General features: G+C 67.6%; 10 protein-coding genes and 1 pseudogene. 7 read left to right on the top strand and 4 right to left on the bottom strand.

Features of this window, described 5'->3' with window-relative positions; all coding sequences use genetic code 11:
* Nucleotides 1-177: 177 nt before the first annotated feature.
* On the bottom strand, nucleotides 178-810 hold the full coding sequence (gene queE / locus GGQ91_RS25230; RefSeq protein WP_182593165.1) for a 7-carboxy-7-deazaguanine synthase: 633 nt from the start codon (nucleotides 808-810) through the stop codon (nucleotides 178-180).
* 265 nt (nucleotides 811-1075) lie between these two features.
* Between queE and GGQ91_RS25225 the strand changes: the two genes are divergently transcribed.
* The 4 genes from GGQ91_RS25225 (at nucleotide 1076) to GGQ91_RS25210 (ending at nucleotide 5504) form a co-directional block, all read left to right on the top strand.
* Complete coding sequence (locus GGQ91_RS25225; protein WP_182593114.1) at nucleotides 1076-2596, top strand: D-alanyl-D-alanine carboxypeptidase family protein; 1521 nt, start codon at nucleotides 1076-1078, stop codon at nucleotides 2594-2596.
* Between the two features lie 66 nt (nucleotides 2597-2662).
* Nucleotides 2663-3754 (top strand): CobW family GTP-binding protein, encoded by a 1092-nt coding sequence (locus tag GGQ91_RS25220; protein WP_043384296.1) that lies wholly within the window; start codon nucleotides 2663-2665, stop codon nucleotides 3752-3754.
* Nucleotides 3755-3857: 103 nt separating this feature from the next.
* Nucleotides 3858-4721: a hypothetical protein gene (locus GGQ91_RS25215; protein ID WP_043384299.1), complete on the top strand. Its 864-nt coding sequence runs from the start codon at nucleotides 3858-3860 to the stop codon at nucleotides 4719-4721.
* A gap of 162 nt (nucleotides 4722-4883) precedes the next feature.
* Nucleotides 4884-5504 (top strand): endonuclease III domain-containing protein, encoded by a 621-nt coding sequence (locus tag GGQ91_RS25210; RefSeq protein WP_244538880.1) that lies wholly within the window; start codon nucleotides 4884-4886, stop codon nucleotides 5502-5504.
* Between the two features lie 3 nt (nucleotides 5505-5507).
* Here GGQ91_RS25210 and GGQ91_RS25205 read toward each other — a convergent pair whose 3' ends face one another.
* The 3 genes from GGQ91_RS25205 to GGQ91_RS25195 form a co-directional block, all read right to left on the bottom strand.
* Nucleotides 5508-5825: an HPr family phosphocarrier protein gene (locus GGQ91_RS25205; protein WP_043349643.1), complete on the bottom strand. Its 318-nt coding sequence runs from the start codon at nucleotides 5823-5825 to the stop codon at nucleotides 5508-5510.
* 129 nt (nucleotides 5826-5954) lie between these two features.
* The gene (locus GGQ91_RS25200) at nucleotides 5955-10307 is read right to left on the bottom strand and encodes a translocation/assembly module TamB domain-containing protein (RefSeq protein WP_182593113.1); all 4353 of its coding nucleotides are present in this window, start codon (nucleotides 10305-10307) and stop codon (nucleotides 5955-5957) included.
* The gene (locus GGQ91_RS25195) at nucleotides 10308-12266 is read right to left on the bottom strand and encodes an autotransporter assembly complex protein TamA (protein WP_182593112.1); all 1959 of its coding nucleotides are present in this window, start codon (nucleotides 12264-12266) and stop codon (nucleotides 10308-10310) included.
* Between the two features lie 237 nt (nucleotides 12267-12503).
* Between GGQ91_RS25195 and GGQ91_RS28325 the strand changes: the two are divergent.
* The 3 genes and pseudogenes from GGQ91_RS28325 to tssC form a co-directional block, all read left to right on the top strand.
* A pseudogene (locus GGQ91_RS28325) lies at nucleotides 12504-13278 on the top strand (IS3 family transposase); the annotation flags it as partial.
* A gap of 810 nt (nucleotides 13279-14088) precedes the next feature.
* Nucleotides 14089-14601 carry a type VI secretion system contractile sheath small subunit gene (tssB, locus tag GGQ91_RS25180; protein ID WP_182593109.1) on the top strand — a complete coding sequence of 171 codons (513 nt, stop codon included), beginning with the start codon at nucleotides 14089-14091 and terminating at the stop codon, nucleotides 14599-14601.
* A gap of 162 nt (nucleotides 14602-14763) precedes the next feature.
* A complete protein-coding gene (tssC, locus tag GGQ91_RS25175) occupies nucleotides 14764-16266 on the top strand; it encodes a type VI secretion system contractile sheath large subunit (protein WP_182593108.1) in 1503 nt (500 codons plus the stop codon).
* Nucleotides 16267-16310 lie beyond the last annotated feature (44 nt).

The raw sequence follows: 16310 nt of genomic DNA, 5'->3' as shown, positions 1-16310 counted from the left end.
GCATTCGGAAGCGTGCGCATTCCGCGCTGGCGCGGAGATGATCCGCGGCTGTGAGAAAGATCCATCGGCGCTCAACGGCCCTGTTCCGCAGATGAAACACAGGGCTGATCGTTTCCGATTCTCCGCGCGATGGGAAGAGCACTGTCGAGCGGCGTCCCCCGTCTTGCGCTGATCTTGTCAGGGAATGCCAATGATCTTGTGGGTTTGCAGCGACAGCCGCCAGCGGGCATCGCGGCGGCAATAGGCGATCGCCGCCTCCGTGTTGGCGGCGCGGTCCGGCCCGTCCATGGGCTGGAGGAAGCGGTGCTGGAATGCGAGCCCGACGAAAGCCGCCGGATCGGCGTCCGCCTGCGGATAGACGAGCTTCAGTTCATGGCCGGAGGTCTGCGCCAGGGCGTTGCTTCCCTTGGGGCTGACGCAGATCCAGTCGATACCGGGCGGCGCGGGCAAAGTCCCATTGGTTTCGATCGCGATCTCGAACCCGGCCGCGTGGACGGCCTCGATCAGGGGCGTGTCGAGCTGGAGCAGCGGCTCGCCGCCGGTGAAGACGACGTAGCGGTTCTCGGCGCCTCCCGCCCAGGTGGCGGCGATCGCGTCGGCGAGCGCCGCCGCATCCGTGAAGCGGCCGCCGCCCTCCCCGTCCATCCCGATGAAATCCGTGTCGCAGAATCGGCAGGCCGCTGACGCGCGGTCGGCTTCGCGACCGGACCACAGGTTGCAGCCGGCGAAGCGGCAGAACACGGCGGCGCGGCCGGCCTGGGCGCCCTCACCCTGAAGTGTGTGGAAAATCTCCTTGACCGCGTAAGCCACAACTGTCCCAGTCACGTCCGCGCGCGGTCCGCTCCGCGCTCTGACTGCACATAAGCCGTGCCTGGCCGGTGGGCCACCGACAACCGCGCCGAGCAGACTCGCGGTGCGATCTCGCCTTGCTCTTGCCATGGTGGACTCGTTCATGCCGAGATGCAGTCCGGCGACCGCTTTCGGCCGGCCGGGTTGCGCCGCTCTCCGGCTGGCCGGCCGGAAAACCGACGCCCCGCGGCGTCGACCAGGCGATCCTCTGATGAGTCGGGCTCGAATGTCCTCTTCTCTCTACCGACGCGTCACCGTCGGGTTTGCGGCGCTGACGGGTCTGCTCGGGGCGGGCCTGATCGGGATCGGCGCCGCGAATGCCGTGACGGTGCCGATCCTCGTGGCGGACGTGGATTCCGGCAAGGTGATCTACGCGCAGGCGCCGACCGATCCCTGGTATCCGGCCTCGATCACCAAGCTGATGACCACCTACGTCGCCCTGGATCTCGTGCGGCAGGGCAAGGTCTCGCTCGATTCGATGATCACCATCTCGGCCGCCGCCGCCGCCGAGCCGCCCTCGAAGATGGGCTTCAAGCCGGGGACACAGCTCACCCTCGACAACGCCCTGAAGATCATCATGGTCAAGTCGGCGAACGACGTCGCCTACGCGATCGGCGAGTCGCTCGGCGGCACCGTCGACAACTTCGCCGCACTGATGAACGAGACCGCCCAGCGGATCGGCATGCATGACAGCCGCTGGTACAATCCCAACGGCTTGCCCGATCCGCGGCAATGGACCTCCGCCCGCGACATGGCGGTTCTCGCCCGGTCTCTGATCCGCGATTTCCCGGATTCCCACGACCTGTTCTCGATCTCGGCGATCCAGTTCGGCCGCGCCGTGATGGCGAACCACAACGGGCTGCTCGGACGCTATCCCGGCACGGATGGCATGAAGACCGGCTTCATCTGCTCGGGCGGCTTCAACGTGGTGGCGACCGCCACGCGTAACGGTCGGCGGATCGTCACCATCGTGATGGGGCAGCCGAGCCCGCGCGAGCGCGACGTGAAGGCCGCCGACCTGTTCGACTACGCCTTTGGCCAGAGCGCCGGCTGGACGAGCCCGACCCTCGATGCGCTCCCGGCCTCGGCCTTGTCCGCGCCGCCGGACATGCGCCCCTTCATCTGCGGCGGCAAGAAGCCGCCGGCCATCGAGGACGGGGCCGGCGCACTGAGCGCTCCCGGTTCCGCTGCGCAGCTGATCGGTGGCTCGGCGGCGAATTCGCCGGCGCTGGCGCTGGCCGCCTTCTCCAATCCTGCCCTGCGGGCCCGCTCCCTGCCGCCGCGGGCGCCGCTTCAGCCGATCGCCGTCTGGATCGGCCGCAACCCGGCCGAAGGCCAGAATATCCTCGACGCGCAGGAGGCCGAGCAGAAGGCCGCCGCCGCCAACACCCGCGCCGCCAAGCTCGAGGCCGCAAAGGCCAAGCGCGCGGCGGCCCTTGAGGCGGCCAAGCAGGCCCAGGCGGCCCGGCTCGAACGCGCCCAGGCCGCGAAGGCCGCCGCCAAGACGGCCCCGAAGGTCGCCGCGAAGCCGGGTCACGGCGTGCCGCGGAACGCGAGCGCCTACACGGCCGACGAGACGCCCGGGATGCCCGAGGCCAAGCCCGGCAAGGGCCTGACCAAGTCCGCGCCGAAGACCGCCGCCCACAAGTCCGGATCGACCAAGGGCGAGACCAAGCCCGATGCCAAGGCGGCGGCCAAGGCGCCGGCCAGGAAGTCGGCCGCCAAGAAGGCCGCGGCGGACGAGTAGGTCATCGCGGGTGTCCGGCGTGGCGCCGCGTTGCCGCGGAGCCCGACGCACCCCACTTCGCCGCCTATGTCAGACACCATCGTGCCCGCTCCGGACCCGCGTCGCCCGGAGCCCATCCCGCTGACCGTGCTCACCGGCTTCCTCGGCGCCGGAAAGACCACCCTGCTGAACCGGCTGCTGCGCGATCCCGCGCTCGCCGACACGGTGGTGATCGTCAACGAGTTCGGCGAGATCGGCCTGGATCACCTGCTCATCGAGACCGTCGACGAGGACATGATCCTTCTCGGCGCCGGCTGCCTGTGCTGCACGGTGCGGGGCGACCTGATCGCCACCCTCGAGGATCTGCTGCGCAAGCGCGACAACGGCCGGATACGGCCGTTCCGGCGCGTGGTGATCGAGACGACGGGCCTCGCCGATCCGGCACCGATCCTCCACGCCTTGATCTACCATCCCTATCTGGTGCTCCGATACCGCCTCCAGGCCGTGGTGACCCTGGTGGATGCGCTGACCGGCGCCGAGACCCTCGACGCCCATCCGGAGGCCCTGCGGCAGGCCGCGGTCGCCGATCGGATCGTGCTGACCAAGACCGATCTCGCGGGCGACCTGTCGGGCATCCGCGCACGCTTGGCGGCGCTCAACCCGGCCGCCCCGATCGTCGCGCCGGACGCCCCCGCGGAGGCGCTCCTCGGGGGTCTGTTCGGTCTCGACGGCAAGGCGGCCGACGTGCGCGCCTGGCTCGGCGACGCGGCGCTGGCGCAGGATCGCCACCACGCCGACGTGAACCGCCACGACGCCGCGATCCAGGCGATCTGCCTGACCAGCCCGGCGCCGGTGCCGCGCCCCGCCTTCGAGATGTTCATGGACCTCCTGCGCTCCGGCCACGGTCCGAAGCTGCTGCGGCTCAAGGGCATCGTCGCCCTTGCCGACGATCCCGAGCGCCCGCTCGTCGTCCACGGCGTTCAGCACGTGTTCCACGCGCCGATCACGCTGCCGGCTTGGCCTGATCCAGACCACACCTCGCGGCTCGTGCTGATCCTGCGCGATCTCGATCCCGCCTTCGTGCGCCAGCTCTGGGACGCCTTCTTGGGCCGTCCCCGGATCGACGCGCCGGACGCCGCGGCGCTCACCAACAACCCCCTGGCGATCCCCGGCCCCTGACGCCGGCGGGCGGCACCATCCTTGAAGCCATCGAGCCGAATGGCGCCCCTGAGGCGCCGGATCGTCCCGGATCGGGACGGATCGTCGACAGGCAGGACACGCGATGGTGCGACGCTTCACCGTGATACAGGGCGGCCTGTCCGAGCGGGCGGACGACACGGCAATTCCGGATGCCGGAGCCGGTCCGCAGGCCGAGACGTGGCGGGTCGATCTCCAGCGGCCCGGTGCCGTGGATGCGGCGGCGGTCGCCGCCTGGCGGGCCATGCTGGTGCGCAATGCCGTCAGCGATCCGCTCCGCGACCCGGATCATCTCCTGCCGCTGGCCCAGCATCGTCCGGCGGCGCGTTCCGTCGCCGTCGCCCTGGCCTGGAGCCGGGATGCGCGCGACGGCCGCGAGACGCTGCGCGGGGTCGTCCCGCTGGCGATGCCCCATTCGGTCTGGGGCGGCCGGGCCCGGCCCTGGCAGCCCGCGGAGCCTGACGCCGCAGCCCTGGTGGAGCACGCAGCCGCCGAGGCCGTGGACCGGGCCTTGCGGGAACGGCTCGGGGCGCTGCGCCGCCCGCTCCGCCTGGTCGGTGAGTCGGCGCCCGTACAGGATCAGGGACCGCGGCGTCCCATCCTGGCGGCGAGCCGTCCGGCGCGACCGCGTTCGGTTCCGGCCGGGAACCTGATCGGCATCCGCCCGGCAGGCTGGGAGCCCGCGGAGTCCGAGATTCTGGCCGTGACCGAACCAGCCGCCGTCCGCGATGCGGTCGAGACCTTCCTCGCCCTCGACGCCCGGACGGCCGCGCGGCCGATCATCGCCGACCCGGCCGAGGCATCGCTGGTCCGGGTGGTCACCCGGCTGTTCGCCCGTCGCGGCGCGCTGCAGGTCGAGTTCCGGCGCCGGGCCGGCGCAGTCGTGTCCGGAACGCTCCACCTCTGCGCCGGCTCCAATGCGGTACCCTGGCGGCGGGCCCGGGCCTGAGCGGTCAATCCGCCGCGCGCAGGGAGCCTGTCGCGGGAGGCGTCGGAACCCTAGCTGGCGCCCATGACCCGCGACCTGACCCATGGCATTCGATCCGCTCCGCGCCGGAAGGCCGCCGCGGGACCGGCGTCTGAAGCCGGTCAGGCGGGAGACGCCGCCACGGTGGCCGCGGTCCTCGCGCGTCTCGCGGGCAGGGATCCGGATCCGAAGGCCGGATTCGACCGCACCGACCCGTTCCGCCTTCTCGTGACCGTGCTGCTCTCGGCCCAGTCCACCGGACCGACCGTTTCGCGGGTCGCAGAGGCATTGTTCGCCGAGGTCCGCGACCCCGCCGGCATGGTGGCGCTCGGGGAAGCCCGGATCGTCGAGATCATCCGGCCGGTCGGGCTCGGGCCATCCAAGGCGCGCAACATCGTCAAGCTGTCGGCGGCCTTGGTGGCGGATTACGGCGGCGGCGTCCCGCGCAGCGCCGCGGAGATGCGCCGCCTCCCGGGGATCGGCCGCAAGAGCGCGGAGGTGACGGCGAACTTCGCCTTCCACGAGCCGGTGATCGCGGTCGACACCCATGTCTTCCGGGTCTCGAACCGGATCCCTCTGGCCCCGGGCCCGACGGTCGACGCGGTGGCCGACGGCCTCGCCCGGAGCGTGCCGGAAGGCTTCAAGGACAATGCCCATGTCTGGCTGTTCCGACACGGGCGCGACATCTGCACCGCCCGGAAGCCTGCCTGCCCCCGATGTCCCGTCTCCGACCTGTGCGCCTGGCCGGGCCGATCGACGGCCTAGCCGCTACTCGTCTTCGCCGAAGCGGTTGGCGAGCAGGGCCTCGATGGCGTCGAGACAGTCTTCCGCATCCGGGCCCACGGCCGTGACGGCGATGCGTGTGCCCATGGCGGCCCCCAGCGTCAGCAGGCCCATGATGGAGCGTCCGCCCACGGTCTCCCCCGCCCGGGTCACCGTCACGGCGGCGTCGTAGCGTTCAACGGTCTGGACGAACTTCGCGGATGCGCGGGCATGGAGGCCCCGCCTGTTGATGATCGGGAGCTTGCGGAGAAGGCCGCCCTCCGGAACCGGCGGATCGTCATCCGTCTCGAAAAGCTCGTCCATCGTCCGTCGTGTTTCCCGCCCGATCGGCGGCCCTGGCGGCCGCCTGTGCCGAACCTAAACCATTGACCGGGCGTGTCGATCCCGCAGCCTTGCTGAGGACGCGCAAGCCGGTCCTGTGGATCGGGCCGGCTACCACTCGTACTCGGCGCCAACGCCGAGGCTGGTGCGGCCGTCGCTCCCGGCCTCGCCCTTCAGCTTGATCCGGCGGGTGACGTCGAAATCGACGCCGACGGCCGTGTCGGCAGGCTTCGCCCCGGCCTTCACGCCGACGCTGACCCGATCCGAGATGTAGCGCGAGGCGCCGATCGCCGGCCCGCCGCTCGCGCCGGTGGAAACGTCGAGGCTGTCGAGGCCGAGGCTCTTGCGGGCCTGCTCGAACATGTCGGGCCCCGCGGCGCCCCCGGAGAGCTGGGCGACTGCCTGGGCGAGCTGCAGGGCCTGGAACGGCGACAGGCCGGCCGACGCCTTCTTGAACAGGATCCGCGACAGGATCTCGTCCTGCGGCAGGGCTGGATCCGAGGTCAGGGAGAATTGCGGTGCGTCCGCGAAGCCGGAGACCGCGATGCGGGCGGTCACGTCGGTGGCCTTGGTCTCGGCGACGAAATCGAGTTCCGGCGTGGTCAGGCTTCCCGCGAAGGTCAGCCGGCCGCGGCTGAAATCCAGGCGCTGGCCGACAAGTTCGAACTGACCGCGCCGCAGCGAGAAGGCGCCGTTCGCGTTGGGCGACGCGGAGGTTCCGGTGACACGCAGCGCGCCGCCGAGTTCCGCGTCGATGCCCCGCCCGCGGACGAAGATGCGGCTCGGCGCATCGATCGTCACGTCGAGGGTGGCGTCGAACGGCACGGCCGGCTTTCCGGACCGCCGCCCGGGACGTGCCGCGGCCTTCCTCTCTGCCCGCTGCGCCAGGCGCGCGCGCAGCTCCGGCGGCGTGTTGACGTGGCGGACCCCCGGCAGCGGCCGGATGGTGGCCGGGAGCCGATCCGGGACCGCGACATCGATCGACACGACATCCACGCGACCGGCGATCCGCGGTGTCCGCGCCAGCGGACCCGCCAGCGTGACGTCGACGCTCGACACGGCCGTCATCAAGGGGCTCGACACGAGTTCGGCCTTGTCGGCAACGACATGGAAACTGCCCGGGAAGTCGGGCGCGAGGGAGACGCGGCCGGTGACCGAGACCCGGCCGCCGTTGCGGGCGCTCGCGGTCAGGCGCTCGACCACGATGCTGTCGCCGCGACCGGTGACGCGCCCCTCGATCCCGGTGAAGCGGAGGCCGTTCAGCGGATCGGTGAAGCTGCCGCCGGTCAGCACCGCCGCGCCCTGCGCCCGCGGCGCCGCCAGCGTACCGGTGACGCCGCCGTCGATGGCAACCTTGCCGGTGACGCTCTGGCCGCCGACGCTGAGCAGGGAATTGGCGAGGGATGCGTCCAGGGTCCCGCGTGCGCGCAGGTCCAACGGCCCCCCTGCCTCCACGGGCAGCGATCCCGAGACCGTCAGGGCGACGCCGCGCCCTGCCGTCACTCGACCGTCCAGGCTCGCCTGCCCATCCGACAGGGTGCCCTTGGCGGTGGCGTCGATCGCCGGAAGTCCGGCCTGCCGCGTCTGCGGGGCGACGAGCTTCGCGACGCTGATCGCGTAGCGTCCCTCGGGGCGCGTGACAGGCCCGTGGAGATCGGCTTCGCCGTCCAGGGTCCCCGAAAGGGCGAGGCTCGGCGCGGCGATCCGGGCGAGCGACAGGGGTAGCGACCGGATCGCCACCCGCAGGTCGAGAGCCTGCCCGACACGGCCCGCGGCCGTGATGCGACCCGCGCCCGCCGCGATGGACAGGCCGTCGATCACGGCGCCACCGTCCCGAAGCGTGATCGCCGCCGGCCCGGTGAGGGCGAAGCGATCGCCGCCCCGGGCGGCCGACAGACGCTGGATCTCGATCCGCGTGTCCTCGGCCGGAACGACCCGCGCGGCGCCATCGAGATTGAAGCCGCGCGACCGGGCGGTCAGGGTCACGTCGCTGAAGGCCGGGCTGCCGTTGGCGAGGAGCCGGATCGTGTCGACCTGCTGGCCGGCGGCCACAAGCCGGTCGGCTTCGAGTCGCCCTTCGAGAACGGGATGCGCGCGCAGGTCGCGGCCCGAGAGATCCGCATCGAGACGCGCGAGGCTGGTCTCCCCGTATCGGAGCGCGGCCCCGGTGGCGCGGATGGCTGCATCCTGGCGGCCGCCGTCACGGGCGAGGGTCAGCGCGGCGTCGAGTCGGCCCGCGACCGGCTCCGGGACCAGGGGCGCGATGTCCGCCAGATCGCCGGCCCGCACGGTGAGCGCGCCGGCCGACAACCACGTGTCGGCCGCGACCATGGCGTGGCCCGCGACGGCGACAGAGCCGAGATCGAGACCGAGCCGGTCGAGGACCCAATCGCCGCCGACGCGCGCGAGGTGGGCACCGCCCGTGAGCGCCTTGCCGGCGACGTCGCCGCTGAGTCGGACCGTTCCGTCCGGGGCGAGGAGCGCGTCCCGCAGGACCGCGTCGGCGCGCAGGTCCCGGATCGGCTTTCCCGCCGCGGTGGCGGACGGCGCCGTCAGAGCCGCGGTCACATCCGGATGTTCCAGGGATCCGGTCAGGCGCGCATCGATGCTGGCCTTGCCGGTGAGGCGTCCGTCGAGATCCGCGAGGCTCCTGAGATCGAGCCGCCCGGTGACATCCGCCCGGGACGCCGTCGCCTCGCCCTGCAGGGTCGCGGCGACGGCGGCCCCCTCCAGGCGCAGATGGTCGAAGCCGTAGCCGTCGAAGGTCTGGGAGACGCGCCCCTGAAGGGTCGGTGCGCGGCCGAGGGTGCGGTCGGCGGCCTGGATCCCGGTGACGAGGCCGCTCGTGGTCACGGCGAGGTCGGCCGCGATGGCCTTGCGCGCCGGATCGCCGCTCAGCCGCGCCTTGGCGTCGAGGCTGCCCGCAAGGCCCTGGCCCGCGAGACCCGAGAACACCGAGAGGTCCGGCAGGGCCGCGTCTACGGTGCCCGTCAGGGTGTTCTGGCCGACGCGACCGACATAAGCCGCCCGCGCCGTGTCGGAGTCGAGCCGGAGCGCCGCGATATCGACCACGCCGTCTGCGCCGGCCGAGGCGCGGAGCGTCACGTTGGCCCGGCTGCCGATCGCCCGGCGCAGGGCCGGGTCGGCGAGCTTCAATCCCTCGACCCGGCCGTCCGCCGTGATGGCGAAACGCTGCGCCGATGGGTCGCCCTGCGGGTCGATCCCGAGGCTGGCCTCGATCCGGTCCAGGCTGGAATCGCGGCTGCGCAGGGCAGCCGCGTCGAGGCGGCCCCGGACCGTCGGTGCCGCGAGCGGTCCCTTCAGGCTGCCGTCGAAGACGAGCTTGCCGATCTCGGCCTCGCCGGCCCGGGTGACGTCGCCCTCCGTGGGCAGGGCGCGGGCCTGGAGCGTCAGGTCGGCGACCCGGTCGCGGGTCAGGCTGCCGCCGGCGGCCAGACGCGCCGTGCGGGAGGTCAGTTCCAGCCGGTCGATCCGGAAGGCGCCGCTATCCGCGAAGGCGATGCCGCCGTCGAGCTTGGTGGTGCCGGCGAAGATCGCGGCCGCCGGGCCCGGCATCAGGCCCTCGATCCGTGCCGCGAGATCCAGGGCGAGGCGCCGCTCGGCCCCGATCCGGGAGATCTTCGCACCGCCCTTGGCACCGATGTCGGGTCCGGCCGTGAAGTCGAGCTTGGCCCCCCAGGCGTCCAACGTCCCGGTTCCATCAAGTTCGAAGTCGATTGGCGGCGTGCCGGGCAGGTTGGCCGCCTTCGAGAGCAGGCCGCCCGCCGGCTCCACGAGGTTCGCCTTCAGCTCGAGCCGCTCGCCGTTCGGCACGAACAGCAGCGACAGCAGGAAGCGGCCCGGCGCGTCGAGGCGCAGGGCCCTGGCCTGGAGGTCGAGCCCTTCGCTGGCGGCGCCGAGCTTCGCCCGGCCCTCCGCGGATAGCCGCGCCGGCTGCCCGGCCACCGCCTCGCCCAGCGTCAGCTCGGCCAGCTTGAAGCCCTTGATCTCGACCTTGACGGGCAGGTCCGGAAGCAGCCGGCCATCGGGCTTCGCTTCGGGCGGCGGTGGACCGGGGATCGGTCGCCGCAGCACGTCGAGATGCCCGATCTCGAGGCTGTCGACCTCCAGGCGTCCCGACAGAAGGGCGAGCCGGCGCCAGACGATGCGGGCCCGGTCGAGTTTCAGCCAGACGCCGTCGCGGTCGCTGATCGCCACGTCCCGGATGGTGGCGTCGGAGGACAGGGCGCCGTCGATGGCGCCGATCGCCACCCGGGACGAGGGCGTCGAGAGCGCCCGCGACAGGAGTCCGCCGAGCACGGACTTGTCCCCCTCTTCGGCGGAGGTCAGCGTGACGGCCCAGGGCAGCGCCAGAATCAGGCAGACCAGGACGAGGCCAAGCCACCGGCCGCCGCCGCGGTTCGGCGTGGCGCGGCGTCGCGTGAGTCCGGTCCGAAGAGCCATTCAGAACGCCTGTCCCAGGCTGAGATACAGGACGGCCGGCCGCACGTGCCCGCCCTTGTAGGGATCGAGCGGGAAGGCGAGATCCGCGCGGATCGGGCCGATACCGGTGTAGTAGCGCAGGCCGATGCCCACGGATTTGCGAATCTTCTCATCGAAATCCGGCGTCGCCGAGGCGAAGGCGGTGCCCGCGTCGAAGAACGGCACCACGCCGATCGTGTCCGTGACCTTGATGCGCGCCTCGAGGGAAGCCTCGAGCAGGCTGCGGCCGCCGATCGGAAGGTTGTAGGGGCCGATCGGCCCGAGGGTCCGATACGGATAGCCGCGCACGGAGCCGCCTCCGCCGGCGAAGAACCGGAAATTGTCCGGGATTTCTCCCAGCGGCGCCCCGGAGACCGAGCCGAAGCCGATGCGGCCGGCCAGGATCATGCGGGCTTCGTCATCCAGGGCGTAGTAGGTCGAGCCCTGCGCCTTGGCCACGACGATCCCGGGCGACGAGATCGCGCCGGGATAGACCGCCAGCGACGCGATCGCCCGAACGCCCCGCGTCGGGTCGAGGAGGCTGTCGGTGGAATCGTAGGTTACCGAGGCGGGGATGCCGATCAGCCGGTAATTGACGGTGCCGAGGGCATCCTTCGACCGGCCCGCCTGGGCGTCGAGCCCGATCTGCGCCGAGAACGTGTCCGAGAAGCGGTGGCGGATCGCCCCAGAGACACCGCCGCCATCCACGAGATAGCTCTGCTGCACCTCACGCGTGATGAAGGCGTTGGCCAGCAGATCGTTGCGTGTGCCCCACAGGGCCGGCTGGACGTAGGTCGCCGAGAGCCGTCCGCCGAGGCCGTTCGTGCCGATTCCCGCAACCTTGCGCTGGTTGGCGAAGGGGTCGTTGCCGAGGCCCAGATAGTAGATGTCGGCGTCCACCCGGAAGGACTCGCCGCCACCGAACAGGTTGCGATTGGCGTAGTAGGCCCGCACGCCCGGCCCGTCGACGGTGGAATAGCGTGCCGAGACACCCACGAGGTTGCGCTCGCGTTCGGTGACCTCGACGAACAGCGGCAGGTTTCCGTCGGCGTCGAGCGCCGTGCCCTCGCGGACGCGCACGCCGCCGATGCCCTCGATCCGCGCCACCGACCGGCGGATCGCCGCCACCGCCTGGGGCGAATACGGGTCGCCCGGTTCGGCATAGATGAAGGAGCGGATAGTCGCCGGGTCGATCCCCGGTGCGCCGCTCACCGCGACCGGACCGAGACCTGCGACCGGGCCCGGCGCCACCGTGAAGGTCACATCCATGACGTGGGCGGAATCGTCCACCACGGGGTCGCGGGCGACGACTTTGGCGAAGGGATGGCCCTGCGCGCGGAACTGGTCGACGATCTGCGCTTCCCGGGCGAGCACGGTGACCGAGCGGGCCGGAACATCCTCGTCCACGCGGGTGATCCGCGCGGGCAGGACGGATTCCGCAAACGGGTTGCCCGCCGGATCGCGCACGGTGATCCGGCGGAGATGGTAGAGGGGGCCGAGATCGACCGCGATCCGGACCGGGACGAGGCCGCGGTTGCGCCATGCCTCCGCGGCGGCGACCGCGGCCGGTGCCTGCTCCGCCACTGGCGCGCCGTCGATCCGGATCGTGACGGTTCCCTCATAATAGCCGTAGCCCGACAGCACGTCGGCGAGCTTGGCGCGGTCGGCCTCGGCCCGACGCAGCAATCCCTCACCGTCGGGCGGTGGATCCTGCCTCAGGCGATGGAGGGTGGACGTGTCCTGCAAAGCCCGGAGCACGTCGGAATCGTCGGTCCCGGTGATCCGCAGCGTGTATGGCAGCGCGGTCGGACTCGGCGGCGGCGGTTCCGGCTCGCTGGCGAACAGACCGAACAGGTCGAAGGCGCGTGCGGGTTGAGCGCCCGCAGCGACCAGCAGGGCGAGGGCCAGGGCAGCCAGCCTCGGCGGCGATGCGCGACGCATCCCCGGACGGACCGCACGATGAATGGGAGCGGAGACGCGCAAACCGCGGTCTTCAGCTCCGATCGAGGTCGGCCGTGCCGCCCGCCTGTGAGATCATTGCCGCTCCCCCCTTACGCCGTGTCACGACGTACCCCGCATCATCTTAAGGCCAGGTGCCTTCGAGGCCAACACCGCCACGGTCGTGAAGTTGACCCGTTCTCGTGGAGCCCTTCAGACTTTCCGCACGAGGTGCGCTCCATGCCTCCTACACGCCCGCCCTACGCCCCCGAGTTCCGCCGTCAAATGGTCGAATTGGTCCGCGCCGGACGCGACCCGGCCGATCTCGCCCGCGAGTTCGAGCCCTCCGCCCAGGCCATCCGCAACTGGGTCGCTCAAGCCGACCGTGGGGAGAGCCGTGGCGCCTCCAAGAGTGACGTCCTGGCGCTCGCCGAGCGGGAGGAACTGGCTCGTCTACGCCGCGAGGTGCGGCAGCTTCGGTTGGAGCGCGACATCCTCTCAAAAGCCGCGGCCTGGTTTGCACGGGAGAGCGGCGCGGTGCCATCGGGCTCTTCCAGTTCATGAGCGTGAACCAGGCCGTCTTCCCCATTGCGGCCATGGCACGCGTGCTCGGCGTGTCGGAGGCCGGCTATCACGCTTGGCGGCAGCGCGCGCCCTCCGTCCGTACCATGGCGGATGCCGCGTTGTTGAAGCAGATCCGCACCGCTCACGCTGGGTCGGGCGAGACTTACGGTGCGCCGCGCGTGCACGCTACGCTGGCAGCGCAGGGCGCACGACACGGACGCAAGCGCATTGCGCGGCTAATGCGCGAGGCGGGCCTTGTCGGCGTCAGCCGCCGGCGCGGAGGCGTCGTGACCACTCGACGCGACCGGGAGGCTCGCCCCGCGCCCGATCTCGTGGACCGCAACTTCTCGGCCGAGGCCCCCAACCAGCTCTGGGTAGGTGACATCACCTTCGTGCCGACCGCCGCGGCCTCTACCTCGCCGTGGTGGTCGACGCCTGGAGCCGGTCCGTCCACATCTGCTCTCCCCTCCGCCCCGCTAGGGGGGCTTCGTGTTGCTACACGAGGCAGAGGGGGACGGCCGATGGATCTCCTCAAAGAGGCTCTGAGGAAGGCATCGGGCTATTTTCCCTCGGCGGAGTTCGACCGCCAGGACGGCGTAACGTAACCGAGAGGGCCTTCGACAAACCCGGTGCGTTTCAGGGGGCTGTGGAAGCGGCGCGAACTGAGAGAAGCCAAGCGGATCCGGGCGCGTCAATACCAGCTTAAATAGATTGGACCAAGCTCAAACGTAGATCACAGAATACACTAGCTAGGCATTTTTAGGGACCTTTGAGGGACGCTATCCAAAATCATCCCTTAAGTTTAATGTAGCCGTCAATAATTTATGCCGATAATAAAACTAATAATCCGAACAATATTGGAGACGATCTGCTGGATCAAAGATCTATAGCAAATTTATAATATTGAGTTACCATGTATATAAATTGAAAAAAAGATCAATGGAAGGTTTTTTCTGCGTTTAGCTTATTGCGACTCAACCTAACATATGCTTTATCGTCAACAAGCTAGCGCGAGCTACATAGCCAATAAACATGCTGTAACCTTAGAAATTCATGCTGATATGGCAAGGCTTACACTTTAACTTTCATACCAGAAATAACATTTTCTGCTGCCGAGAACAAAGCGGGCAAGAGTTCAGAAAGCAAATAAGCCTTTCACAAGACCCCCGTGAAGGTCGCAAGAAGCACAACGACAGCCGTATATGAGCAAACGTTTTGTGTGGTATTGTTGTCGCTTCTCTATCACTGAAGGAATGACGCGATGAATGAAATAGAAGGCTCCATTGCTCCGAAAGAACGTATCAATATTCGATACGTTCCGGCGACAATGGGGCAAATATCTGAGGCGGAGTTGCCGCTCAAGCTCGTCGTGCTCGGAAATTTTCTCGGCAAGGCGGATGCCACGCCCGTCGAAGAGCGAAGAATGATCAATGTCGATAGAAATTCCCTGTCGACAGTTATGAGTGAGGCCCAAATCGGAAAAAATATTACCGTTCATAACGTTCTGGATGACCAAAACGGTAACACGGATCTGAGCGTCAATTTGAAATTTGAGTCGTTTAAAGATTTCGAGCCGGATTCTCTGGTTCAACAAGTGCCAGAGCTCATGAAGATGATGCAGTTGCGCGAGGCCCTGGTTGCGCTGAAGGGACCGCTTGGAAATATGCCAGCATTTCGTAAGCGTATGCAGCAAATCCTTGACAATGAGGAGAGCCGCAGCCGGCTGATTGCTGAGCTGGAAGCGCTTCATCTGGGTGATTTGAACGCATCCTGAGATGCCGTCCGAGCGGAATCCCGTCTCTAAACGATATCGGTAGGGCGTTATAACGCCTCGATATAGATACGGGCAGGCTAAATCTCCCTGACTGTCGTCGAGCACAATTTACGAAATAGTGACTTGATCTGCATCTTTCCAATACGATCTCAAGAGGCCATCATGGATACTCTGGTTTCAGCGCCGTCATCCCAGAGGATTCCGAATGAGTCTGGATCCCTACTTGAGCAGATTATGGAGGAAACTCGGATCCATCCAGGAGAGGAGGGGTACGATGTTGCGCGCATGGGCGTGCAGGCCTTTATCGCTGACCTTTTGAAATCAGATGAACATAATCAGAAGATCAACAAAGTTCTTGTCGATCGAATGATCGTTGAAATCGATAAAAAGGTCAGCGCGCAAGTTGACAAAATCCTACACCACCCGGAATTCCGGGAGTTAGAGGCGGCTTGGCGTAGCCTTAAAATTCTCGTTGATCGCACCGATTTTCGAGAGAATATAAAAATTGAATTATTATCGGTTTCGAAACAGGAATTGCTTGAAGATTTTGAGAACGCGCCAGAAGTAGTGCAGTCCGGCCTATACAAACAAATCTACTCCTCGGAATACGGCCAATTCGGTGGCGAGCCGGTTGGCGCGATGATTGCGAATTTCGATTTCGGGCCGTCCGTTCCCGATCTTAAACTCCTTCAGTACGCGGCATCCGTAGGGGCCATGGCGCATGCTCCGTTCATTGCGGCAGCGGCTCCGCAAATGTTCGCGATTGATAGCTATCTTGAACTCCCCAATGTCCGTGATCTGGCATCAGTTTTCGAAGGGCCACGCTATCGCAAATGGAATGCATTGCGAGAGAGTGAAGATAGCCGCTATATCGGCCTTACTGGGCCGCGATTTCTTTTGCGTCAGCCTTACCATCCGATCGATAACCCCGTACATAGCTTCGTATACAACGAAGATGTGACTTCGCATCATGAAAATTATTTATGGGGCAATACCGCTTTCCTTTTGGCGTCACGCATAACGGACAGTTTTGCGAAATATCGTTGGTGCCCCAATATTATTGGTCCGAGGTCCGGTGGCGCGGTCCACGATCTGCCTATCCACGTCTACGAGTCGCTGGGGCAGATCGAGGCCAAGATTCCGACTGAGGTGTTGATTACCGACCGCCGAGAATACGAGTTGGCCGAACTCGGTTTCATTGCGCTGACCATGCGCAAAGGCTCGGATAACGCGGCATTCTTCTCGGCTAACACGATCCAGAAGCCGAAACGGTTTCCCGGGACCAAGGAAGGTAAAGCGGCTGAGACCAATTATAAGCTCGGCACACAGCTTCCTTATCTCTTCATTGTTAACCGACTCGCTCATTACATCAAGGTTTTGCAGCGCGAGCAGATTGGCTCGTGGAAAGAGCGGGCGGACCTTGAGCGTGAGCTCAATATTTGGTTGCGCCAGTATATTGCCGATCAGGAAAACCCACCTTCCGAGGTTCGGTCACTCCGTCCCTTAAGGGATGCAACCGTCCAAGTCAGCGATGTTGAAGGTGATCCGGGTTGGTACCAGGTGACGCTGAAGGTTCGGCCGCACTTCAAATATATGGGTGCAAATTTCGAATTGTCGCTCGTTGGCAAGCTCGACAAGTCTGATGACACGACGACGGCTCGATAAGCAGTCGCAGTGTATCCGGGTTTAACTTCGTCCTCCCTCGCGCA

The organism is Methylobacterium fujisawaense, from assembly GCF_014138435.1.
GTDB classification, from domain to species: Bacteria; Pseudomonadota; Alphaproteobacteria; order Rhizobiales; family Beijerinckiaceae; genus Methylobacterium; species Methylobacterium fujisawaense.
Note: the sequence above shows the minus strand (reverse complement) of the source record. Positions and strands in the feature narration are given on the sequence as shown.